This is a genomic window from Mitsuaria sp. MSU3D (genome assembly GCF_056867975.1).
The window spans coordinates 2,988,840-3,012,452 of record NZ_CP200314.1; the positions used below are offsets into that span (position 1 = coordinate 2,988,840).

Annotated in this window: 14 protein-coding genes; 13 read left to right on the forward strand and 1 reads right to left on the reverse strand. The window is 73.6% G+C overall.

Annotated features, from left to right (window positions below; translation table 11 throughout):
• Window positions 1-18 precede the first annotated feature (18 nt).
• From AC1VNM_RS13165 to rpoZ, 13 genes are all read left to right on the forward strand, one after another.
• Window positions 19-333: a hypothetical protein gene (locus tag AC1VNM_RS13165; RefSeq protein ID WP_431104626.1), complete on the forward strand. Its 315-nt coding sequence runs from the start codon at window positions 19-21 to the stop codon at window positions 331-333.
• A 13-nt stretch (window positions 334-346) separates the two neighbouring features.
• Window positions 347-736: a hypothetical protein gene (locus tag AC1VNM_RS13170; protein ID WP_377152919.1), complete on the forward strand. Its 390-nt coding sequence runs from the start codon at window positions 347-349 to the stop codon at window positions 734-736.
• Complete coding sequence (locus tag AC1VNM_RS13175; RefSeq protein ID WP_483107213.1) at window positions 733-1,671, forward strand: hypothetical protein; 939 nt, start codon at window positions 733-735, stop codon at window positions 1,669-1,671. Before AC1VNM_RS13170 ends, AC1VNM_RS13175 begins: the two co-directional genes overlap by 4 nt.
• A 109-nt stretch (window positions 1,672-1,780) precedes the next feature.
• Window positions 1,781-3,919, forward strand: a complete 2,139-nt coding sequence (locus AC1VNM_RS13180) for a hypothetical protein (RefSeq protein WP_483107214.1) — start codon at window positions 1,781-1,783, stop codon at window positions 3,917-3,919.
• A gap of 24 nt (window positions 3,920-3,943) precedes the next feature.
• Window positions 3,944-9,109: a hypothetical protein gene (locus AC1VNM_RS13185; protein WP_483107215.1), complete on the forward strand. Its 5,166-nt coding sequence runs from the start codon at window positions 3,944-3,946 to the stop codon at window positions 9,107-9,109.
• A 4-nt stretch (window positions 9,110-9,113) separates the two neighbouring features.
• On the forward strand, window positions 9,114-10,715 hold the full coding sequence (locus AC1VNM_RS13190) for a hypothetical protein (protein ID WP_483107216.1): 1,602 nt from the start codon (window positions 9,114-9,116) through the stop codon (window positions 10,713-10,715).
• On the forward strand, window positions 10,712-12,757 hold the full coding sequence (locus AC1VNM_RS13195) for an ATP-binding protein (protein ID WP_483107217.1): 2,046 nt from the start codon (window positions 10,712-10,714) through the stop codon (window positions 12,755-12,757). Before AC1VNM_RS13190 ends, AC1VNM_RS13195 begins: the two co-directional genes overlap by 4 nt.
• Window positions 12,754-17,964: an eCIS core domain-containing protein gene (locus AC1VNM_RS13200; RefSeq protein ID WP_483107218.1), complete on the forward strand. Its 5,211-nt coding sequence runs from the start codon at window positions 12,754-12,756 to the stop codon at window positions 17,962-17,964. Before AC1VNM_RS13195 ends, AC1VNM_RS13200 begins: the two co-directional genes overlap by 4 nt.
• Window positions 17,965-17,994: 30 nt before the next feature.
• Window positions 17,995-18,252 (forward strand): hypothetical protein, encoded by a 258-nt coding sequence (locus AC1VNM_RS13205; protein WP_377152901.1) that lies wholly within the window; start codon window positions 17,995-17,997, stop codon window positions 18,250-18,252.
• Window positions 18,249-20,000, forward strand: a complete 1,752-nt coding sequence (locus AC1VNM_RS13210; RefSeq protein ID WP_483107219.1) for an eCIS core domain-containing protein — start codon at window positions 18,249-18,251, stop codon at window positions 19,998-20,000. The genes AC1VNM_RS13205 and AC1VNM_RS13210 overlap by 4 nt, the downstream gene beginning before the upstream one ends.
• 1 nt (window position 20,001) lies before the next feature.
• Window positions 20,002-20,619 (forward strand): HEAT repeat domain-containing protein, encoded by a 618-nt coding sequence (locus tag AC1VNM_RS13215; RefSeq protein ID WP_483107220.1) that lies wholly within the window; start codon window positions 20,002-20,004, stop codon window positions 20,617-20,619.
• A 19-nt stretch (window positions 20,620-20,638) separates the two neighbouring features.
• A complete protein-coding gene (gene gmk / locus AC1VNM_RS13220; protein ID WP_483107221.1) occupies window positions 20,639-21,274 on the forward strand; it encodes a guanylate kinase in 636 nt (211 codons plus the stop codon).
• 21 nt (window positions 21,275-21,295) lie between these two features.
• Complete coding sequence (gene rpoZ, locus AC1VNM_RS13225; RefSeq protein ID WP_058936171.1) at window positions 21,296-21,499, forward strand: DNA-directed RNA polymerase subunit omega; 204 nt, start codon at window positions 21,296-21,298, stop codon at window positions 21,497-21,499.
• 80 nt (window positions 21,500-21,579) lie between these two features.
• Here rpoZ and AC1VNM_RS13230 read toward each other — a convergent pair whose 3' ends face one another.
• The gene (locus AC1VNM_RS13230; RefSeq protein ID WP_483107222.1) at window positions 21,580-23,547 is read right to left on the reverse strand and encodes a DEAD/DEAH box helicase; all 1,968 of its coding nucleotides are present in this window, start codon (window positions 23,545-23,547) and stop codon (window positions 21,580-21,582) included.
• Window positions 23,548-23,613: the final 66 nt, after the last annotated feature.

Below are 23,613 nucleotides of genomic sequence, written 5' to 3' on the forward strand. Positions count from 1 at the left end.
CCCCGCAGGAGAGTGGCCATGGCCGAATTCATTCCCGGCACCGACATCAGCACCGACGTCCCGACCATCGAGGTCACCGTCAATCCCGACAAGCCGCTGGCGATCGGCCGGCAGACCTTCCGGCTCGTCGTCGTCGACGACGCCGGCAATGCGTCCAAGCCCGACGAGGTGACCATCATCGTCGCCGACCAGGACGCGCCGACCGCGGTGATCCGGGGGCCGCGCATCGCGTCCTTCGGCAAGAGCTTCGAGCTGGACGGCTCCGCGTCCTTCGACGTGGGCGGCGGCAAGGTCGTCAAGTACGTCTGGACCTACCTGGGTCCGGTGACCTGAGCGGAGCGGCGCGATGGCGAAGTTCCCGCTCGGCAAGCCCGTGACGACGGAGACCGCGACGGTCGAGGTCGACGCGGGCCTGGCCGTCGGCGCGCACCGCTTCCGCCTGTCCGTCGTCAACGCGGCCGGGCTGCCCAGCCGCGCGGCCGACGAGGTCGTGGTGCAGGTGACGCAGTCGCGCGTGGTGTTGCCGCCAATCGCGCCGCCAATCGGGCCGCCGATCGGGCCGCCGATCTCGCCGCCGGTTCGTCCGGCAGGGCCCGTGCCGCCGCTTGAACCGATGCGGCCCACCCTGCCCGCCCAGCCCGCGCAACCGGTGAAGCCCGCCCCGCCGCTGAATCCGGCTGAGCCGGTGAAGCCCAAGCGACCTCCGTCCCCACGCACGTCGAGGAGACCTTCATGAGCATCCAGGCGACCAACGCCGATCCGCTGGTGGCACAGCCGCGCGCGGACCGCCTCGCCTACGCCACCGGCATGCTGCTGGACGCGCAGGACTTCAGCGACGAGCAGACCTATCACCGCGGCCGCCTCGCGCGCGCGCTGGCTTTCGTGGCCGGGCCGGGCACGCTGGCGGGCCTGGAGGTGCGGCACCTGCCGGCGTCGCCCACGCAGGTCGAGGAGATCAGCGTGTTGCCCGGCGTGGCGGTGGACCGGCTCGGCCGCCTGGTCGAGCTGCCGCTCGACGCCTGCCTGCGCCTGCCGCGCTGGTACGACGCGCAGCGCCTGGCCGTCATCGGCGACGGCACGCCCACCGGCAACGTGCCCGGAGGCGCGCTGACGCAGGCGGCGTACACGGACCTCGCGCGCTTTGCCTCGCCGCGCATGATCGCGTCGGGCGTCGCGCTGCCGGCGCTGGCGGTCGTCGCCGACGTGTTCCTGCGCTTCGCGGCCTGCGCGCGCGGGCTGACGCCGAGCTTCGCGCAGGGTCCGTTCGATGCGCTCAACGCGGTGTCGATCTCGCGGCTGCGCGATGCCTACGAGCTGTTGATGATCCCGCGCATCGGGCTCGACGACGCCTACAGCGGTCTGCCGCTGCCGCCGGCCGATCCGGTCGCGGGCGATCCGGACGCGGCCCCCGAGGCGCGTCGCGACGCGCTGCAGGACGCCGTGCTGCACGGCTGGGCCGGCAGTGGTCATGCGGGCGGCGACGGCGGGCTGGAGCCTTCCCCCGAGCAGCCGCGCCACCTGGACCCGAGCGCGGTGTTCCTCGCCCGCGTCTTCATCCCCGTCGACAACGCGACGCCGCCCGCGCGCCTCGCGGCGGCGCCGCTGGTGGACAACTGGGGACGGCGCTTCCTGCCGCCCTCCGCGCTCTTCGCGCAATGGGCAGGGTTGTAGCAACGCCTGACCCCCGCAGCCACCAGCCGCCTCAGCCCCGCATCCGACTCCGCCGCAAACGAGCCACCGACCGCAGCACGAGCCGCACCGAGCCTTTCAGGAGACCGACATGGCGATCAACCTCACCCTCGGCGCCGCCCGCGAGCGCATCGATCCCGTCGAGGCACCGACGCTGCGCAACCGCGGCGTGCTGGTCGAGGATCCGCGGCGCCAGCGCCCGCGCTACTTCGACGGGCGCTTCCTGGCGGCACGCGACCTGATCCGCGACCAGCAGTATTTCCTGACGCGCGAGTCCGACCTCGGTCGCGCCGCCGGCAGCGGCGTCGCGCACGGGCTGTCGGTGTCCGAAGGCGCGACGCCGCAGACCGTCCGCATCGCCGCCGGCGAGGGCCTGACCGGCGCCGGCGAGCTGGTGCTGCTGCCGCGCGAATTGACGATCGACCTGGCCGACATCCCTCAGACGGAACAGCTGTCGGCGCGCTTCGGCCTGTCGCGCCTGCCGGTGGCGCCGCTGCGCAGCCGCACCGGGCTGTTCGTGCTGGGCCTGCGGCCGGTCGAGTTCACCGCCAATCCGATCGGCGCCTATCCGACGACGCTCACCGGTGCGCGCACCGTCGAGGACGGCGACGTGATCGAGGCCACGGCCGTCGTGCTCGTGCCCTGGCAGGACGACGGCGCGGCCGATGCGCTCGACGCGCGCCGCGGCACGGCTGCGCGGACCATCTTCACGCAGCCGGGCGCGCCCGGCTGGTCGGCCAACGTGCTGCCGGTCGCGATGCTCGCGCTGCAGTCCAACTCGTTGGTCTGGATCGACGAGGCCATGGTGCGGCGCGAGCTCGGCGCCGACCGCGGCGACCTGCCCGGCATGGGTTTCGCGCCACGCGGACTGCGGCTCGCGCACCTGATGCAGCACCAGAACCATCTCGCCGACGTCGTCGCGCAGTTCCACGGCCGCAGCTTCCCGGCGGCCACGCAGTTCCCCGCGCTGCCGCCGGCCGGCCCGCTGCCGGCGGGCATCATCGACACGGCCGACTTCACGCAGCGCTACTTCCCGTCGGAAGTCGACGTCGACTTCTCCATCATTCCCGAGGACGAACTGCCCGCGCTGGTCGAGGAGGCGCTCGCGCTGCCGCCGATCGACTTCCTCGCGCCGCAGGCGGCGCTGGACCTGACGGCGGTGCTGGTGCTCGCGCCAGTGCCGCGCGCCGACTTCGCCGCCGTCCGCGCGAAGCTCACGACCGTGTCGCGGCCCCTCAAGGCGGCCGCGCCCAACCTCGTCGCGCAACGCAAGCCGCTGGAGATCCTGACCCGCCTGCGCATTCCGCTGCCGCTGCGTCCGGTCGATGTCTCCAACCCGTCCGATGCCGAATGGGCGCGGCTTGCGAAGCTCGACTCGCTGTGGTTCGTGCGGCGGCGCAACCTCGCCTACCGCGACGACCTGGTCGGCAAGCCGATCGCGGTCGCGGGCGGCTCGGACGTCGTCGTCGAACGCGCGATCACCGCGCGCATCGCGGAACTCGGCCTGACGCCCGCGCTCGACAAGGTGCTGGCCGCGTCGAGCGCACGGGCCGCGTCGAGCGTGATGTCGCTGCTGGCCTCGCCGCGCATCGCCGCCTCGCCTGCGCTCACCGCGGCGGCGCTCGGCGCGTTGAACGCGAAGCCCGCCGGGGAACGCGAGGCGGGCCGCGACGCCGGGCTGGACCATGCGCGCGTGCTGCAGGTCGGTGCGGAGCTCTCCGACGGTGCCGTCGGGAACGGCCTCGAGAAGCTCGAACGCCATGCCGGCGACGCCGTCACCCGCACGGCGCTGGTCAGCCTGGCGAGCAACGACAACTGGCGCAAGCTCGACACCGCCGCCAGCAGCGCCGAGGGCACGAAGCTCGATCAGTTGAGCGCCCGTCTCACGCGCGTTCCAGGCGCGCCGGGAACGCCAGCGCCGGCGCCCACGCCTGGACCGGAGCCGGTCGTGGTCGATCCCGCCTCGAAGGCCGGCCCTGCAGCGAGGGCACCGGCGACGTCGACGGGAAGGCCAGCAGCGAAGCCGTCTGCCACCGCGTCGACAGCATCCGCTGCTTCGACCGCCACAAAGCCGTCGGCGGCGAAGACCACCGCTGCGAAGGCCACCGCCGCAAAGGCGACCGCTGCAAAGACGGCGACGGCCTCGGCGGCAGCAGCAGCGAAGAAGACACCCGCCAAGAAGGTCGCGGCGAAGAAGACCGCCGCGACCAGGCGCCCGCCGCAATCTTGATCCCAGGCTCCGAGGAGACCCATCGTGAGCACCACTCCCATCCGCGATCCGCTGGCCGGTGAGCGCGTCGTCGGGCTGTCGCCCGGCAGTGCGATCGAGGCCGCCGGCGACTGGCGCCGACGTCCCCACGTCTTCCCCGGTCGCGCCCTCACCGCGGGCGCGCTGACGCAATGGCAGGCCTGGCAGGCCGGCCACCTGGCCACGCGCGGTCAGGACTGGACCGCCGGCATCGTCAGCGGGCTCGAGGTCCAGGCCGGTCCGGTGATCCCCCCGCCACCACCACCGGCGCCCGCGCCAGTGCCGCCGGCGCCGACCGGCTTCAACGCGGTGGAACTGCAGATCACCCGCGGCCTCGGCCTGGCGTGCAGCGGCGAGGATCTGGTGCTGAACCAGCCGCTGCGCTGCGTGCTGGCCGATGTGCCGGTGGTCGCGCCGCCAGGCTTCTTCGTCGACGGTAGCGGCGTCGAGCCGGGCACGGAAGGCGCGCCCTCGACGCTGCGCGCGCGCAAGATCGGCGCCGCGCTGGGCGCGCTGGAAGCCGCCTCGCTGGCGACCTTGCCGCCCATCGGCGTGCTGGTGCTGCAGCCGGTGACGGCGGACCGCTCCAGCGCCGACCCGATGGATCCCTGCGAGCGCAGTGCCTGCGACGAAGGCACCTACGGCGATGCCGCCGCCTTCGAGGACTGGCGGCTGGGCGACGGCGCGCGGCTGCTCTGGTACGTGTGGCCCGGCGAATGGCGCGGACTGCCCGCCGTGCCGGCCGTGCAGCTGCGCAACGCGCTCGCGTGGACAGTCTTCCAGGCCGAGGACGCCTTGCCCGAGGGCCAGGTCTTGCCCTGGGAGGAGTTCGGACTCCCGATCGCGCTCGTCGCGCTCGACAGCGTGACGCGCGAGCCGCTGTGGCTGGATCGCGCGAGCGTCGTGCGGCGCGGCGGCAATGGCCGGGATTCGCGCCTCGCGTACACGGACGGCGCGCTGATCGCCGGCGCCCGCAAGCCGGCGCTCTGGCAGGCGCGCATCGAGCAGTTGGCCGAGCAGGTCGCCGCCGCCGGCGAGCCCGCGCCGCTGCCCGAGACGCTCAACGACGCCTTCGGCCGCTTCCTGCCGCCGGTGGGCCTGCTGCCGCGCAACGCCTTCGATCCGGCGACGCTCAAGAGCGGCTTCTTCCCCGTCGGCTTCGACCTCGACGCCGTGCCGGTGCCGGTGGAGCAGCTCGACCTGGCCGTGCGCGCGAGCGCGTCGCTGGCGCCGCTCTCGATCGCGGCGCCCGAGGCGGTGCGGCTGCTCGTGCCGGTGCCGCTGGGCTCATGGGAGCCGCGCCTGCTGCACAAGGAGATCGTCGATCCGTTGTTCCAGCAGACGCTCGACGAGAACCTGCTGCGCCGCGCCCGCACGCTGGGCCTGCGCCAGGGGCTGCGCAACAAGGCGGCGATGCTGTCGCATGCGCTCGACGGCAAGTCGCCGGTCGTGCCGCCGTTCAAGAGCGATCCCGACGCGGTGGAGAACGAATCGCTGAGCCCCTGGGGCGAGCCTCCGCCCGGTGGCGGCCATCGCAGCGATCTGCGCGCCGGCCTGCACCAGCATTTCTTCGACGGCGCCAATCCGCCCTTCGCGGTCCAGACCGGCGAATCGCTGTTCTGCTGGGTCTGCCTGGATCCCGACCATCCGCCGCGCACGCTGATGCTGCAGTGGCACACCGACGGCAACTGGGAACACCGCGCCTACTGGGGCGAGGACCTGATCGGCTGGGGCTCACCGGTCGGATCGGCCGCGCACTTCCGCGCCGGCGACCTGCCGACGCCCGGCCAGTGGGTGATGCTCACCGTGCCTGCGTCCGCGCTGGGCCTGGCGGCGAAGAACCTGGACGGCATGGCCTTCGCGCTCTTCGACGGCCGCGCGGCCTACGGCCTGACCGGCGCGCGCACGCCGCAGGTGTGGCGCAAGTGGTTCTGCAACTTCCTGCCGCCGGGCGCCCGCGTCCAGGGCGAGGAGCCCTGGGACCTGCTCACCGCCAACGACCTGTGGACGCCGTTCGAGCCGCACGACGGCGTCGTGCCCAGCCTGCCGCAGCTGCAGTCGCAGGATGGCGGCGACATCTTCAATCCCGGCGCGGGATCGGCGTCGGCGCTCGCGGTGCCGACCAGCGGTTTCAACCTCGCCTATCCGCCGGCGTCGGGCTGGCGCGGCCACACGCTGATGAACAAGGACGGCTCGCCGATCACGGTCATCGAGAAGGGCGCCGCCGACACGGTCACGACTTGGCTCTACCTGGACGAGCTGAACCCGCCGCGCTCGCTGTGGATCGGCGTCTACGGTCGCGGTCTGCGGGCGGACAACACGCCGACCTCCAGCATCCAGATCAAGTTCGCCTACTGGGGCGAGAACCGCTTCGCCGAGCTGCGCAAGGCGCTGCCCGGCCTCGAGACGCTGCAGGCGATGACGGTGCGCGGCGGCGCCCTGCCGCGCTCGGGCAGCTGGGTGGAACTGCCGCTGGCGATCCCCGACAGCAACGTCGTCGGCGAAGGCGGCGCGCGGATGTCGGTGTTCGGCATCGTCGTCATGGCCTTCGACGGCACGCTGGCCTTCAGCGACCTGCGGCGCAGGCCGGCCGCGGCCGGCGCGGCACCCGAGCTGATGTGGCCCAAGCAGGTCAGCGACGATCCGCGGCCGACCACCGTGCCGCTCTACAACCCCCTGCTCAACGCGCCGCTGCAGCCGCAGCACAACCTCGGCGTGCTGACGCCGACGCCGTCCTCGCGCATCGGCACCGTGCGCGTCTACACCGAGCTGGTCGCCGATCCGCTGATCCAGCGGCTGTCCGGCCACGAGCAGTCGCAGCTGCTGCTGCGCGGGCTGGAGGGCTTCGCGGACTACCTGCGCCGGCGCATCGACCGCGCGGACGACATCACCGACTTCGGCTTCGCGCACATGCAGGTCGACATGCACCGCATCCGCCAGCTGACGATGAGCGCCAGCGACGCGGGCCGGCTGGCCGTCTCGCCGACGCTGGCGGCGCTGGCCACCAGCGAAAGCGCGCTGGTCGTGCAGCAGCAGATCCAGGAGTACATCGGCAAGGTCAAGGCCACGGCGACCGCGCCGGCGCCCGCCGGCGTGCCCAAGGGCACGGCGGGCATCGCGGCGGCGGCGGGCTTCAGCGCCACCGCCGCGGCGACGGCGGCCGCGATCAACGCGGCGGCCAACGATCGCGTGGCCACGATGGCGCAGTCGAGCGCCGGGCTCAATGCCGGCCTCCGAGCCGACCTCAATGCCAACGCCAACTTCAATGCGCAGGTCAATGCCCAGGCCAACGCTCAGATCAATGCCCAAGCCAACGCGCAACTGAAGTCGCAGGTCAACGCCCAGCTCAACGCCCGCATCGATGCGCGCGCGCAGGTCGAGGCCGTGCTGATCAAGCCGCCCAAGGCGCCGCCACCGATCATCTATGCCAATCCGGTGGTGGGGCTGTCGGAGATCCGCACCACGGCGATCGCCGAGCGGCTGAAGAACCCGCCCTCGCCCGAGGCGCGCAACTACGCGCTGGCCAACCGGCAGCGCACGGTGATGTCGCTGCTCGGGCTGCTGGAGTCCTTCGCGGCCGAGGACAGCGGCGAGCTGCCCGCGCTGTTCCAGGACTTCCAGATCCCGGGGCTGGCGAACGATCCCTTCCTGGCCAACACGAACGCGCAGCAGCGGCCGCTGACGGACTTCCGCAACAACCCGACGCTGCAGGCCGCGCTGGCCAAGCCGCCGACGGGATCGGACGCCGCGCTGGACGAGGCCACGCTGTTCACGCAGGCGGTGAGCCTGTCCGACATCACCATCGCGGTCCTGCGCCAGCTGGAGGCGCGGTTGACGGTGTACCGCGACGCACTCAACCGCTGCGACAGCGCGCTCGAATCGCTGCGCGGCGAGATCGACACGATGACGGCGCGCTTGTCCCAGGTCGGCGACGCGCTGGCCGAAGCGCGGCACGATGTCAGCGTCGCTCGCGCGCTGCTGGCCGAGGAGACGGAGCGTGTCGCGGGGATCAACACCCGCCGCGCCAAGGTGCTGACGGAGGAGGTGACGTTCATCGCCTTCATCCGGCCGCGCGAGGCCGACAACCTGCTGTCCGCGCCGACACGCGCGGTCGATCCGGGGCTGGTCGATCCGGCCGTCCCGGCCTGCCTGCGCGAGCATCCCGACGCGCCCGACGAGCTGCTGGACATGCTGCGCGTGGTGCGCGAGGCGCCGGCCAGCTGGTTCGTGCGCGCGCCGCCGCTGCTGCATCGGCTGGACAAGGTCGATCATCTGGTGCGGCTGGTCGGCAGCGCGCAGGCCCGCGCGGTGGCCGGGCTCGCGGCGCCGATGCTGGCGGTGCAGACGATCGCGGCCAGCACCAAGGTCGCGGCCGGCATCGTGCAGGTCGCCACGCGCCAGGCCGAGGCGCTGGGGCCGCGCATCGCGACGCTGCGCACGCTCGACCTCGGCCTGCTGAAGGTCGCGACCTGGCAAGGCGTGCGGCAGCAGGCCGAGCAGGTCGTGAGCTTCGGTGACCTCGCCGAAGGCGGCCATGGCCGCGCCGACGTGGCGCGCGAGGCCGCGGCGGAGCTGGACCGCATCCGCGCCGTTACCGCCTGCCTGCATGCGGAGTTCAGCGGCGTGCTGCCGGTGATCCGGCTGCAATGGGCGGAGATGCTGTCGGAGTTCGACGCCGCGCCCAACCTGCGCAACCTCGCCAGCCTGCCGCGCTGGGGCGAGATCGCCTACCTCGACCGGCGGCGGATGCAGTCCTATGTGGACTGGCTGTTCGCGCAGATCGAGCCCGGCCAGCCGCAGGCGGTGGCGCTGGTCAACGACGTGGTGCGCATGGCGCTGCTGCTGGCCAGCCACGCGCCGGTGGACCGCATCGTGCAAGGCCGGATGGCGCGGCCCACGCCGGGCGTGATCCCGGGCACGCGCATCCCGCTGACGGTGCTGGACACGACCAAGCTGCGCGTGGGCATGCAGGCGCTGATGTATCGCGGCGACACGCTGGTGGCGCGCGCGACGGTCGAGGACCTCGGGCAGCAGGAGGTCGCGGCGCGCGTGATCCACACGGTGTCCGCCAAGGTCGACCTGGGCGACGACGTGCGGGTGCACTTCGACACGACGGCGATGGTCAGCCTGTCGGCGGGCGCGGCGAAACGGACGCTGTTCAAGGCGAGGTGATCGCATGGCCGCGCCTGAACGCATCGTCCGTCACCTGCGGCTGCGTGCGCCCGGCGAGGCGGCGGTGCGCCGGATGATGCCGACGCTGGAGGATGCGTTGCGCTGCGCCAGTCTTGGCGACGATGGCGGCCGGCTGATCGTCGTGAGGAAGCTGGCGCTGGGGCCCGTGACGGCCCGCGCGACGTCGCAGGCGCTGTCGCGATTGATCGAGGAGAAGACGGCCGCCGTCGCTCGACAGTGGGTGGCGCCGGGCGATGCCACGGGGCACGCGACGACGGACATCGACGACAGCGCCGCGGACCGCGCGGGCTGCGTCGTCTTCGCCGGTGTGCTCGAAGCGCGGACGCAGCTGGCGTCGCGGTTGCTGCGGGGTCGGCGTGCCGACGCGTGGTACTGGCCGCTGGCGGTGCCGGAGTTCGATGGGCAGCTGCCGGTGCGGCACAACCTCGCGCGGATCGCGCTCGCGATCGCTCGCACGCCCGAGGGCCGCGTGGCCCTGCCCCAGTGGGCGGCGGCGCTCGTGCGGGGTGTCGGTGCCGCGCGCGTCGCCGCGTGCTTCGACGAGGCAGCGGGCCACCGCCTGCTGCACCTGGCCGGCCTGGCGCGGGTGTCAGGTCTTGCGTCCGCCGGCGCGTCGTTCCGCTCCGCGCGGAGGGCGTCGAACGAAACCCCGAACGATGCGTTGAACGAGGCCGCAGGTGCGATGGGATCGCGCGCGAATCCCTCGTCCTCGTCGACGGCGTCCGCGACTCGTTCCCCCACGACGGGTGCAGACGACGAGGCGCTCGTGCCGCACTGGCTGCACCGGCTTCTGGAGGCCGCCGGCGCCACTGCCGCGACCACCGGCGGTCGCGACGGAGCGTCCCGGACGTCCAGTTCCGATCTCCCGCCCAGCGCGACAAGCGGGGGCTCGCTCTGGAATCAGCGCCTCCCGGCACTCGGCCACCGCAATGACGACGCCATATCTCCGAACGGTGCCGTCGATCGTGCCGATCCGGCGCTGCAGTCGGAGACTTCCCGCGCGTCGCCATCGACGTCGAGCGATGCGCATCGCCAGACACGGTCCCGTTCGCACGCGCTTGCCGAGGACGACGCCGACGGCCCGGGCAGTACGCGCGTCAACATCGACCCGCTGCGATCGGGCGCCTGGCCCTGGATGCAGCCGACGAGTTGCGGCGGGCTGCTGTTCCTGCTCCCCGTGCTGGCGCACCTCGGCGTGCCGCGACGCGCGCCGGACGACGAGTCGGCTTGCCGCCTCGTTGCGGAGGTGCTCCGCCTGGCACTGCGACGCTCGCATGCGCCACGCGACGATCCGATGTGGCAGCTCGCGGCGGCGCCCTGCAATGACCCGACGATGGAGGCCGACGCTGCAGCGGCCTTGGCCGACGCGCGCCGCTGGCTGCAAGGCGCCGGGCGGATCGGACTGGTACGACTCGTCCGGCGCCGCGGACACGTGTGCGCCACGGCCACGCATGTGGACCTGCATTTCCCGCTCGGCGACTGCGAGCTTCGATTGCGCCGGCTCGGGCTCGACATCGATCCCGGCTGGCTGCCGTGGTTCGGGCGCGTGGTGGCATTCCACTTCGGCGCGGAGCGCCCGGCATGAACGCGCCGCTGCGTCCCGATCTGCGTCCGCCGACGGCCGACGCCGCGTCGCTGTCCGCTGCGACCGCCGATGCCGCGAACGCCGCCGCTGCCGCGACGCTCGCCGACCTCGCCTTCGCGCTGCTGGCGCCAGCGCAGGAGCACAGCCCGACGGCGGCGAGCGGCGCAAGCGCCGAGGCCGCGTGGCTGACCGAGTGCGCCGCGCGTGTCGACCTCGGCGCGCTGGACGTCGCCGCCTGGCTGTCGCGCTGGCGCGCCGCGCCCCCGCCAGCCGACCGCCGGCTGGTCGCGCTGTCCGCCACGCTGCAGCTGACACTCGCCGAGGAGGTGGCCGTCGCCATCGCCCGCGCGGCCGAGACCGACGCGATGGCCGCGCGCGTCCTCGCCTGGCTGCAGGCGCCGGTCGGCGGCGCCCGGCCGACGGTGGGCTTGGCCGCGCAGGTGGCCGCAGCGCTCGGCGAGGCCTCGCCTTTCCCCGCACTGGCCACCGGCACGGCGCGGCGCAGCGGCCTGTTGCACATCGACGACGACCACCGCGCCCTGCCCGAGGCCACGCTTACCGTGCCGCAGCCGATCGTATTCGCGCTGTCCGATCCGCCGGCCTTGCAATGGCCGGGCCTGCGCATCGGCCGCGTGGACGACACGCCGCTGCCGCCCAGCCTGCAGGACGCCGCCCGCTCGCGGGCGCAGGCGCTGGGCCGCGGCGCGAGCGCGGTGCTCGTCGTGCGCAGCGGCCATCCGAAGGAGGCGCAGGCTGCCGCCGCCGAGGTCGCCCGCCAGTTGCGCGCCCGCGCCGTGTTCATCGAGGGCGACGTCCCCGAAGGCCTCGGCCCGTGGCTCTGGCTCGCCGCGGCGGTCCCGGTCGTGAGCCTCGAACTCGCCCCCGGCGAACGCCGCCGCGTGGCCGCGATCCCCGGCTGGCACGGGCCGCTGCTCGTCGCCGCCGGCCCGGACGGCAGCATCGAGTTCAACGGCGACACCGCCCCCGGCTGGTCCGTCCCGATTCCGCCGGCGGAAGAACGCAGCGCGCTCTGGCTCGACGCGCTGGGCGATGCCGGCTTCGCCCAGACGCTGGGGCACCGGCACTGCCACGCGGCGGGCCGCATCGCGGAACTCGGCCGCGCGGCGCGCTTCGAGGCGCAAGCCGCCGGCGCCGAGACCGTCACCCCCGCCCACGTCGTGCAGGCCGCGCGAGGCGGCAGCGCCGGCGATCTCGGCGCCCTGGCCGAACTGCTCGCCGACCCCGTGCCGGACGACGCGCTGGTCCTGCCCGCGCCGCTGCGCGTCGAGCTCGACGCCTTCGCCGACCGATGCCTGGCGCGCGACACCGCCGCCCGGGGCCTCGGTCCGGCGATGCGCGCGCGTTTCCGCACCGGGGTGCGGGGACTCTTCGTCGGGCCGTCGGGCACCGGCAAGTCGCTGGCCGTCGGCTGGCTCGCGACGCGGTTGGGCCTGCCGCTGTACCGCGTCGACCTGGCCTCGGTGACCAGCAAGTACATCGGCGAGACCGAGAAGAACCTCGCCCAGCTGTTCGCCCGCGCCGAACACGCCGAGGTGGTGCTGATGTTCGACGAGGCCGATTCGCTCTTCGGCAAACGCACCGACGTGAAGGATTCCAACGACCGCTTCGCCAACGCGCAGACCAACTACCTGCTCTCGCGGATCGAGTCCTATGCGGGCATCGCCGTGCTCACCAGCAACAGCCGCGCGCGTTTCGATTCGGCCTTCACGCGGCGGCTGGACGTGATCGTCGAGTTCCCGCCGCCCGGGCCCAAGGAGCGCCGCGCGCTGTGGCTGGCGCATCTCGGCGACGGGCACCGGCTGGACGGCGGCACGGTGAACCAGCTGGCGGCCGGGTGCGAGCTGGCCGGCGGCCATGTCCGCAACGTGGTGCTGGCCGCCGCGGCGCGCACGCACGGCGGGCCGGTCGGCGCGGCGGATCTGCTGCCGGCGCTGGTCGCGGAGTACGGCAAGCTCGGCAAGCCGCTGCCCGCCGCGCTGCGGGTGCTCGCGTCCGACGGAGCCGCGCCGGAGGGGCCATGAACACGGCGGTGCCTCAGGCCAGGACCCAGGCTGTCGCGCCGACGTCGGCCGGACATCGCGGCGCCTCGCACTGCGATTGCGCGGCGGGCGAGTCGGCGGCCGCCGGACTGCCGCGCTTCCTCGCCCGCCACGGCGCGTCCGGTCCGGGCTGCGGCGTCCAGCCCAAGCTCACGATCGGACGGCAGGACGATCCCTTCGAGCGCGAGGCCGATGCCGTCGCCGACGCGGTGATGCGCAACGAAGCGGTGAACGTGCCCGGACTGCCCGCTGCGTCCGGGGCTGCTGGCGCATCAGGTGCATCGGGTGCATCGGGCGCGGCCGGCGCATTCACCGTCTCAGGCGAGACGCCCGTCGTCCAGAGGCTCTGCGCGGAATGCGCCGCCGAAGCAGAGACGCCGCTCGACGACGCGCTCGTGCAACGCAGCGGCACGGGCAGCAGCTCCGGCAGCGGGGCCGACACGGCGGGCGAAGCGCCCGGCGCCGCGGCACTGCCGCAGGCGCCCGACGCCGGCAGCCCGCTGCAGGCGGGCGTGCGCACGCGGCTGGAGTCCTCGCTCGGCGCGGATCTCGGCGACGTGCGCGTGCACGCCGGCCCCGCCGCCGACGGCATGGCGAAGGCGCTGAACGCAAAGGCCTTCACCCACGGCGAGCACATCTGGCTCGGTCCGCAGCAGCGCGCGGACGACCTGCCGCTGATGGCGCACGAGGTCGCGCACGTGGTGCAGCAGGGCAGCGGCCGCGCCCGTCCGGAGGCGGTGCAGCGCGCGCCCGCCGACTACCGCCACCCGGAGGACGGCGGCGGCGTGCTGTCGCGGATGCAGGGGAAGATCAGCGCGGCCAGCGAGGGCCACGAGGACGAGCAGCCGACCGGGGACGCGGCGGCGCGGGCGCACACGGCACGCAGCGCGGCCGGCGGCGTGGACCGCGGCGAACTGGCGCAGGAACGCGGCAAGCTGGAGCCACAGGCCAAGCCGTCGGTGGACCGGCCGGCGCAGGAGGCGCCGAAGGTCGAGGAGGCCGCCGCCCAGACGGAGCAGGCCGCGGACGCCCCCGCCGATCCGCTGGTGGAGGCGGACGGACCGCCCGCGGCCGGCGGGAAAGGCGGCGGCAAGGGCGCGGCGGGCGGTCTCGCGGACGGCGGTGCGGGACAGGCGCAGGCCGCCTTCGGGACCGCGGCGGGGACCGCGATGCCGGCGCCCGAGATGCCGGTGACCGTGCCCGCCGCGGTCAGCGCGCCCACCGATGCGGGCGGTGGGCCGTTGCCCGCCGATCCCGCCGCCGACGAGCAGGTCGCCGGCCTCGCGGCACAGGCGCAGAGCCTGCGCGAGCAGAGCGGCCGCATCCGTTCCTTCGCCACCGAGGAACGGCGCAACGCCACCACCCTGCGCGGCAATCTGGCGCTGGTGCGCGGCGGCGTCATGCAGGCCGAGATGGGCGTCTCGAAGTCGCGCGAGCACCTGGCCTTCCGGCAGGAGCTGCTCGGTCAGGCGCGGCAGGGACTGGGCGTGTCGCAGGAGAAGGCCGCGACGGTCGCGGCCGAGGCGCCGAACTTCGAGTCCAAGGCGGACGAAGGCAAGGCCGAATCCGGACCGATGGCCAGCGAGGCCTCCGGCCTTGCGGCCGAGAACGCCGCCAACACGCCCGACGACGCCGAGGCCGCGGCCAACGCGCGCGAACAGGGCGGCGCGATGAACCAGGCCGGCAGCGACATCGGCACGACTGACGACGCCGTCACGCAGACGCGCGCCAAGGCCGGCACGCTGGGTCAGGACGCCGCGCAGGCGCAGCAGCAGAACGCGGTCACGCAGAGCCGGCTGGAGGGCATGGACCAGACGCTGGCGGCCACCAGCGACAAGCTCGGCACGATGGGCGAGCAGACGGGCGCGGCGCGCGGCGAGATGGAGTCGCTGGCGAGCGCGCCCGACGAGCACACCGGCCAGGCCGCCGCGATCGACGACCGCGGCGCGGCGCTGGCGGAGACCTCGAACGAGCTCGAATCGCGCCTGCAGACGGTGCAGGGCGACTACGCCGCCAACATGGCGGCGGTCCCGGCGCCGGAACCGTGGACCCGCGAGAAGGTCGTCGAACTCTATGGCAAGGAAGCCCTCGGCGAAGAGGTCTCGGAAGAAGAGGCCTCGGGCGACGAGCCCGAAGCGGCAGAGGTCGAGCCGCCGATGGAGACCGAATCGATCGACGCCGCGCCGCTCGATGGCGGCGATCAGCTGGTGCAGCGCACACCCGCGGACAGCGGAGATGTCGAGACGCCGCCACCTCCGCCTTCACCGCCTCCACAGGCGCCAGCCGGCGACGGTGGTGCAGCGGACAGTGCCGCAGGCGGCGCTGCCGGTGATGCAGGAGCAGCGCCGGAGGCCGATGCGAGCGCCGGCGCGGATGCGTTGTCGCCGCAAGGCGATGCCGGCGCGGGAGCTGATGCGGGCGACGCCGGCGATGCCGGCGCGATGGCGGCCGAGGGGAGCAGCGACGGTGGCGCCGATGCGTCCGGCGGCGCCGCGGACGGGGGTCCCATCGCCGCGGCGGCACCGGCCGCGCCCGCGGCGCCGGAACGCGAGCGCGTCGATGCGGCCGGCGCGGTGTCGGGCGCCCTGCCCAGTTGGCTGACCGGCGTGGAGCCGCCCAACGAGGAGGCACGCCAGCAGGCGCAGCAGGCCGCCGCCGAGCGCCGCGCCGCGCAGATCGCGGACATCGAGAGCCAGACCGAGGGCGGCTTCGCCGCCATGAGCGCGACCGACCGCATGGGCTGGGCGTTGCGGCAGACCGGCCGCAACCTGTTCGGCTCGGTGGGCAACATCCAGTGGCCCGGTTTCGGCCACCTCGCGCTGGGCCTGATCGACCCGCGCGGGCCGATGATGGGCGTGGTCAGCGGGCTGGGGATGATGCTCTCCGGCGGCGCCAACCTGCTCAGCGCGGAGCAGTGGCGGCGCGATCCGCTGGGCAACCTGCTGAAGTCGGCGGCCGACATCGCCACCGGCCTGACGATCGTGCTGGGCTCGATCACCGCGCTGGCGGGCGTGATCATCGCGATCATGACGGCGATCACCATCCTGTCCTTCGGGACGGCGGCGCCGGTGACCGGCCCGGTGATCGCGTTCTGCACCACGGTGCTCACGACGGTCGGCGGCTGGACCATCGCCGTGGGCAAGGTGGCGCTGGTGCTGCAGGCGCTGGTGTTCATCAAGAACCTCATCGACGCGGCCTGCGCGCAGACCGCGGCGGAGCTGCAGTCCGAGGCCGACCAGATGACGGAGAACGTCAGTGACGCCGGCAACGTGCTGATGCAGATGGGCATGGCCAAGGCGGGACAGCTCGGCGGCCGGGCGGCGGCGTCGGAGATCCGCGCGGCGGGCGGCGGCGTGCGCTACGCCGCGCAGATGGGCGCGCGGGCCGGCGTCGGCGGACGGGCGGCGCTCGGCGCGGCGGGACGCGGCCTGCGCGCGCTGCCGGCCGCGGCGGCCCGCGGCGTGCGCGCCTTGCCGGGTGCCTTGGCGCGCGGCGCGCGGGCGGCACCGGGCGCGATCGGGCGTGGGGCGCTGGCGACGGGGCGTGCCATCGGTCGCGGCGCCGTCGCGACCGGCCGGGCGATCGGCCGCGGCACCGTGGCCGCAGGGCGCGGCATCGCGCGCGGCACCGTGGCGGCGGGACGCGCGGTCGGGCGTGGCCTCGGCGCGGCCGGCCGCGGCGTGCGCGCCCTGCCGGGAGCCCTCGCACGCGGCGCACGCGCGCTGCCCGGCACCGTGGCGCGAGGCGCACGGGCCCTGCCCGGCGCGGTGGCGCGCGGTGCGCGGGCCCTGCCGGGCGCCGTGGCGCGCGGCGTGCGCGGTCTGCCGGGCAGCGTCGGGCGCGGTGTGCGCGGCGCGTGGTCCGGCACGCGCGAGTACTTCGGCAGCCGCTTCTCGCGCAGCTTCATCGTCGGCGACGACATCGCCAACCTCGGCATGGCGCGCAACGCGTCGGCCGAGGCCCGCGCCGCGGTGTGGGCCGAGGCGCGCGCACCCGGCGGCGCGCTGGCGGGCGAGGCGCGCGTGGCCGGTGCCGCGGACGACGTCCATGCGCCGGGCGCCGTCGACGAGCCGGTGCCGGCCGCCGCGGACGACGCGGTTCCCTCGGCCGCGGACGACGCTGTTCCCGCCGCCTCCGACGAGGCCATGCCCTCCGCGTCCGAGAGCCGCGCGCGCGTCGAGGACACGCCGCCCGCGACCGGCGCGGAGCGGGACGCATCGGTGTCGCGCAGCTCGCGGATGGAGAGCGACCAGATCACGCCGCGCGAGGCGGCCAACGAAGTGGCCTTCGTGGACGAGCATCCCAATCTCGTCGAAGGCCAGCCGCCGAACCAGCGTGCCACGCTGGGCGAGCACGAGATCGTCGAGCTGCCGGGCGGCGGCTGCGTGCGGCGCTCGAATGGCGCCTTGCCGATCCCGTGCCCGGACTGCTTCACCCCGGCGGAGCAGGGCGTGCGGGATGCCTTCGCCGCCCGCGTGTCCGCGGAAGGCAAGACGATGGACGAGGTGCTCGACGAATTCGGATTCCACACGCCGGAACAGCGTCAGGCGCTGTTCAAGGGCGCGGCCAATGAGCGCGACGTGGTCGCCCGCCTGCGCGCCGGTCCGGAACTGCCCGGCGGCGGCGCGGCGGACGACGTGCTCTCCATGCACCGCGAAGCGACCGCCTCGCCCGAGATCGCCGGACGCGAGGAAATGGGGGCCTCGCGGCTGCGCCGGGACGATCCAGGCTGGAGCGCCCGCGCGAGCGCGGTCGAAGGCAGCGGCTCCTATGGCCGGACGGCGGAGTACATGGGCAACGAGTTCCTCGCCGACAACTTCGACGGGGTCTCGCGCCAGGTGCGCATCCGCCCCCTGCTGGACAACGGGCAACCGGCGGACTTCTTCTTCATCGCCGACAACCTCGGCAGCAGCCGGCTCGACGGTCGCCTGATCGCGTTTGACTCCAAGCTCAGCGCAAGCGCACCATTCACCGAGAACCAGCTCGCGGGGTATCCGCTGCTGGCACGCAACGGCGGGATCGTGGAAGCCCGCGGCGCCGCCATCCCGCACGGCACGACACTGCCACCCACGAGCACCTATCGCCTGCAACCGCGCTTCAACATCCGGCCCCGCCCCGGTGTGCCCGACGTCAACCTCGGCGCCGTCGAGCCGACGTCGGAGTTCTTCCGCCTTTCGCAGGCCTTCTGACCTGCCCCTGCCCACGGACCGAGGACCTTCATGCCTGAACACCCGCCCCGCCGTCGCGTCGACCTGTTCCGCCTGCTGACGCCGGTGGCGCGCTGGGTGCTCGCGATCGCCGTGATCGTGGCGATCGCGCTCGCCGGCTGGTGGACCGGGCGCGACCGGCCGGTGCCGGCGTGGATCTCGCAAGGGCTGGTGCCGTGGCTCGGCTGGGCCTACCTCGCGCTGGTCGCGGTGGCGCTCGTGTCGTGGTGGCGGCGCCGGCGCGCGAGCTCGCAACAGGAGGAGCCATGACCTACAAGACCCATGCCGCCGGCGCCGCCGCGCGCCGCGGCGGCGAACCGGCCGGCGGCCGCCGATCCCCGAAGGCCGGCACGCCGCGCTTCCTGCAGCAGGCCGCCGTCCGCCCCGTGCCGGGCGGCACCGTCGCCCTGGGCCGGCCGCGCGACAGCTTCGAGCGCGAGGCCGATCGCATGGCCGATCGCGTGCGCGAGTCCGCTTCTCCTGCGGCTTCTTCTGCCGCTGCTTCTGCTGCTGCTTCTGCTGCTTCTTCTGCGGCTTCTTCTGCGGCTTCTTCCGCTGCAGCTCCCGCCGAGGCCCCTCGCGGCACCTCCGCGCCCGCCCTGTCCGCCCTGCCCTCGGACGGCCGGCCGCTGGACACGGCCACGCGCGCCGCGATGGAGCCCCACTTCGGCATGGACCTGGGCCACGTGCGCTTGCACAGCGGCAGCCAGGCCGCCTCGCTGAACCGCGACCTCGGCTCGCGCGCCTTCACGCTGGGCGGCGACATCTACTTCGGTGCCGGCCACGGCCCGCAGGACCGCGACCTGATGGCGCACGAGCTGACGCACACCGTGCAGCAGGGCGGCGGCGCGACCGGCGCGGGCGTCACCGGAGGCATCAGCGCGCGCGGCGGTCCGCCGCTGATCCAGCGCGACCTGATGCAGAGCATGCCCGTGCCGCTGGGCGGCTTCGAGATCGGCATGGCGACCCAGCAAGGCGTCACCAACACCCCGCCCACGCCCAGCGGCATGAGCGGCACCATCCGCTTCATCCCGGACGTCGACGCGCCGAACGCCAACGTCATCTCCCTGGTCCAGGTCGTCCGCGACACCGATGCCGGCGCCGACGTCGCCATCGCCACGATGGGCGCGCTGCAGGCGCCGCGCGGCGCGCTCGGCGATCCCGGGCTGCGCACGCAGGAGGACACGACACGCGGCGTCGAAGGCGGCTTCTTCATCGACGCGCTCCACCAGCCCTTCGGCGGCGGCGCGGCCGCGGCCCCGGGCAGCGCGCTGTCGCCGAACTATCCGTTCGGACCGGGCGGCGGCGCGCAGCAGACCGGCTTCAAGCGTTCGAGCGATCCGGCCGACATCCGCTCGGCCCAGATGTTCGATGCGCCGGGCACGACCGGTCCCAACAACCGGGACTTCTCCTTCGAGACCGTGGCCCGCAGCGAGGACACCGGCGTCGTCTACGGCTCGCTGAACTGGGGCTTCCAGGTCCGCGCCGGCGTCGTCCAGAACGAACGGGCGGTCGCCGTCGGGGGGACGTCCGCGACCTTCGACGAAGCGCTCGAGCGCCACCGCGATTTCTACGTGCACGAGCCGGTGACCTTCTACTTCGACTTCGACAGCGACGTGCTCACGCCCGCCGAGGCCGGCAAGATCGACGCGTTCCTCGCGTACATGACCCGCAACCCCACGGTGCACGTGTCGCTGGAGGGTTTCGCGGATCAGGTCGGCGGGGCCAGCCAGTACAACGTGGACCTGTCCGGGCGACGCGCGGCGTCGGTCGAGGCCGGCCTGCTCGCGCGCGGCATCGATGCGGCGCGCATCGACGGCATCGTCATCACCCACGGCGCCTCCACCGCGGCCACCGCCGATGCCGGCACCGGCGACCAGGGCGGCAATCCGGCCGTCGGCGCCGACCAGTCGCGCGACGCCAACCGGCAGATGAACCGGCGGGTGCTGCTCACCTTCACCGACACCGCACCGCCGGGCGCCGCCCCGGTGCCCGTGCCGGCCCCAGCGGGACCCTGACATGACCCAGCCCTCGAACCGCACCCCGCCGCACGACCTGGTGACCCAGCTGGACGCGGCTGATCCGAACGCGCGGGCACTGGCGCTCGCTGGGCTGGTGGGTCAAGGGGCGGCGGCCACGGCGGCGCTCGTGGCCGCGTTGCCCCAGGCCTGCGCAACGACGCGTGCGCAGATCGCCCAGGCGCTGGCCGAGATCGCCGATCCCAGATCGGCCGAGGCGCTGGCGGGACTGCTCGCCGATGCGGACCCGCTCGTGCGGGGACGGGGCGCGCAAGGCCTGGCCCGCCTGAACGATCCGCGCGCCACGGAGGCGCTGGCGCGCACGATCAACGACCTGCCGGACGAGCTGCACGGTCCCTACACGGTCGCGGTGTTCATGCTGGTCCAGAGAGGCGAAGCCGCCTTGCCGGCGGTGACGCCGCTGCTGGGCTCGCCCGACGCGCTGACGCGGACAAGGGCGGCGCTGGTCGTGCGCGACGTGCTGCTGCAGGCGCGCGGCAAGCCCGCGTGGCAGGTCTTGACGGCCCGGCTGGGGGATCCGGACCCACAGGGCGCCGGAGCCGGCGACGTGGACGTGGCCCGCCGCTGGCAGGCCTGGCTGGTCGCTGGAGGTCGCTGAAGCCCCCTAAAATCTAGGGATGGAATATCCGGGCAATCTCTTCGTCGTCGCCGCGCCGAGCGGCGCGGGCAAATCCAGCCTCGTGAAGGCGCTGCTGGAGCTGGACGCCAAGCTGAGCGTCTCCGTCTCCCACACCTCGCGCGATCCGCGTGGGCAGGAGCAGCATGGCCGCGAATACCTGTTCGTCACGGAGGACGAGTTCCGCGGGATGATCGACCGCGGCGAGTTCTTCGAATGGGCGCATGTCCATGACAACCTGTACGGCACCTCGCGCGCGGCGATCGAGGCGCGGCTCGCGCATGGCGACGACGTCGTGCTGGAGATCGATTACCAGGGCGCGCTGCAGATCAAGCAGCTGTTCCCGCACGCGGTGCTGATCTTCATCCTGCCGCCGAGCTGGGAGGAACTGAAGCAGCGCCTGATCCGCCGCGGCGACACCGCGGACGAGGTGATCGCCAAGCGGATGAAGACCGCGCGCGAAGAGGTCGCGCAGGCGAAACACTTCGATTTCGTGGTCATCAATGCCGTCTTCGAGACGGCGATTTTCGACCTGAAATCGATTGTCCAGGCGCAGCGGCTAAAATACGCGACCCAACGCCGTAACCGGTCGACCGTCTTCCGCGCGCTCGACCTCATCGACGACGTTACCGAATAACCCCGACTTTCAGGAACCAGCATGGCCCGCATCACTGTCGAAGACTGCCTGACCAAGATCCCGAACCGCTTCCAGCTGGTGCTTGCCGCGACCTACCGCGCCCGCATGCTGAGCCAAGGCCACGCGCCGAAGCTGGAGTCGAAGAACAAGCCCGGCGTGACCGCGCTGCGCGAAGTCGCCAACGGCGACGTCGGCGTGGAAATGCTGCGCCGCGTGCCGGTCTGATCGAAGGCTGAACAAGGACCGCCAGGTCCTCCGAGACGCTCCAGCAGCGCTCAGGAAACGCCCCGCTCCGCGGGGCGTTGTCATTTCTGGCGCCAGAACTCGGCATCGATCACGACCTCGTTGCCGCTGCGCTCGTTGATGATCCAGAACCGCGCCCCGTCGGGCGCGATGCGATCGACCTCGCCGACGAGCCGCCCTGCGGCCACGCGCAACCCGCGCGTGTTGAACGGGAAGTCCGGCGCCTTCGCCAGTGTCAACAGGGGCACCGCCTCGCGCAAATCGCCCGCCAGGCGTATGCGGTGCACGATCGGCGCGAGCACCTCGTTGGTCAGGTCCGCCGAGGAGAGGCAGATCACCACCTTCGCCTGCGCGCGGCTCAGCGCGACGTTGAGCAGCCTGCGCGCCTCTTCCGTCTTCAGGAAGGGCTGCGTGCCGTCGGCCGGGTCGAAGAACACCACCGGGGCCTCGCTGCCCTGCGCGCGGTGGACGGTGCTGACTCTCACGCGCTCATCGACGCCGAGCGCATCCAGCCGCTGCCGGATCAGCGCCCGCTGCGCGCGGAACGGCGTCAGCACGATGAGCTCGTGCGGCGCCCAGTCGCCACTGGCGAGCGCCTGCGCGATCAGGCCCGCGATGGCATCGGCGGACTCGCGCCGGATCGGGCCCCGGTCCTTCGCGGACCAGAAGCCCTCGCGCGTGATGCGATGCACCTTCACGTGCACGTCCGCCGGAATGTCGCCGAGCGCGCGGGCGCGCGCCCGCTGCCATTCCTCCGACGCCAACGCCTCCGCAGCGACGCGCAGCGCGCCGTCGTAGAACAGGTCGCTGACGAGCGCCCCGATCGGCGCGGCCATGCGGGACTGCTCGTTGAGCATCGCCACCGGTCCCCTGCCCTGGCCGCTCTGCTCGGCTTGCCCGACTTGCCCACTTTCCCCGCTCTGTCCGCTCTGTCCGCTCTGTCCGCTCCGTCCGCCGCGCGGCATCGCCGCGAACGGCGAGCGTCCCAGCCACTGTCGCGCCAAGCGGTCCTCGCTGCGCAGGACCGGCGAGAGCTGCTGCGGATCGCCCGCGAAGAGCCGCGCGCGGCCCAGCGGCATCAGCGCCAGCGCGTGGGCGAGGCTCACCTGGCTGGCTTCGTCGAAGACGACGAGGTCGAAGGGCGGCTCGCCATCTGGTGCGAGCTCGCGCAGCGTCTTCAGCGTGAAGGCGGCGCGTGTCGTCGTCATCGTGGCGAGTCGGCATCGCTCCAGCACCTGCGGCGACGGTGTGCCCGACGACGGGATCAGATGGCCACGTCCCTCGTAGGCATCGGCATCGAAGCGCGAGCCGAGGCGCTGGACTGTCGGACGCAGAGGCTCGCGCCGGCCCTTCTGCAGCGCCTTGTCGACGGCGAGCGTCGCGAGGTCCACGGCGTGGTTGGTCGTCGAGAGCAGCAGCACGCGTGCCGCGGGTCGGCGGTCGAGGTATTCGGCGAGCAGTACGCCGAGCGTCGTCGTCTTGCCGGTGCCGGGCGGTCCCCACAGGAAGGCGTCGTGGAAGCCGACAAGCTTCAGCGCCTCGCGCTGCGCCGGCCGCAGCCATCGGAACGGTGAGCCGTCGAGCGAAGGCGCGTCGGCGCGCACGTGCGGCGTCGAAAGTCCCGGCCAGCAATCGGCGGCGCGGCGCGCCCAGGTGTCGTCGCGCCATGCGTCGGCGACGGCATTGAGGAATCTCGGCGGATAGATGCGCAGCAGATGGCCTTCGCCCGGCGGCGGGGCGCTGGCGTTCTGCAGCACGAGCTGGTCGTCCTCGACGACGACGGCGCGCACGGTCGCGCTGCCCTTGGTCGGCGCGCCCCACCACGCGGACGCGCCTTCGAGTCGCTCGTCGAGCAGCGTGTGCGCGGACGCCTGCCCCGGCCGCTGGCCTTCGGCGTAGACGTAGTCGGGCTCGAGCGTCACGCGCCAGAGCGCGCCATCGGCCGTGCTGCGCAGCACGCGGAAATCGTAGAACTCGGGCGTCGCGGCCAGCTCGGCGGCTATCGCCGCGCGGAGGTCGGCCAGGGGCATGGGTCGCGACGCAAAGGCGGGAACTGCGAAGGAGGCGGGACTATAACGGTCCGGCGATCCGGCGGT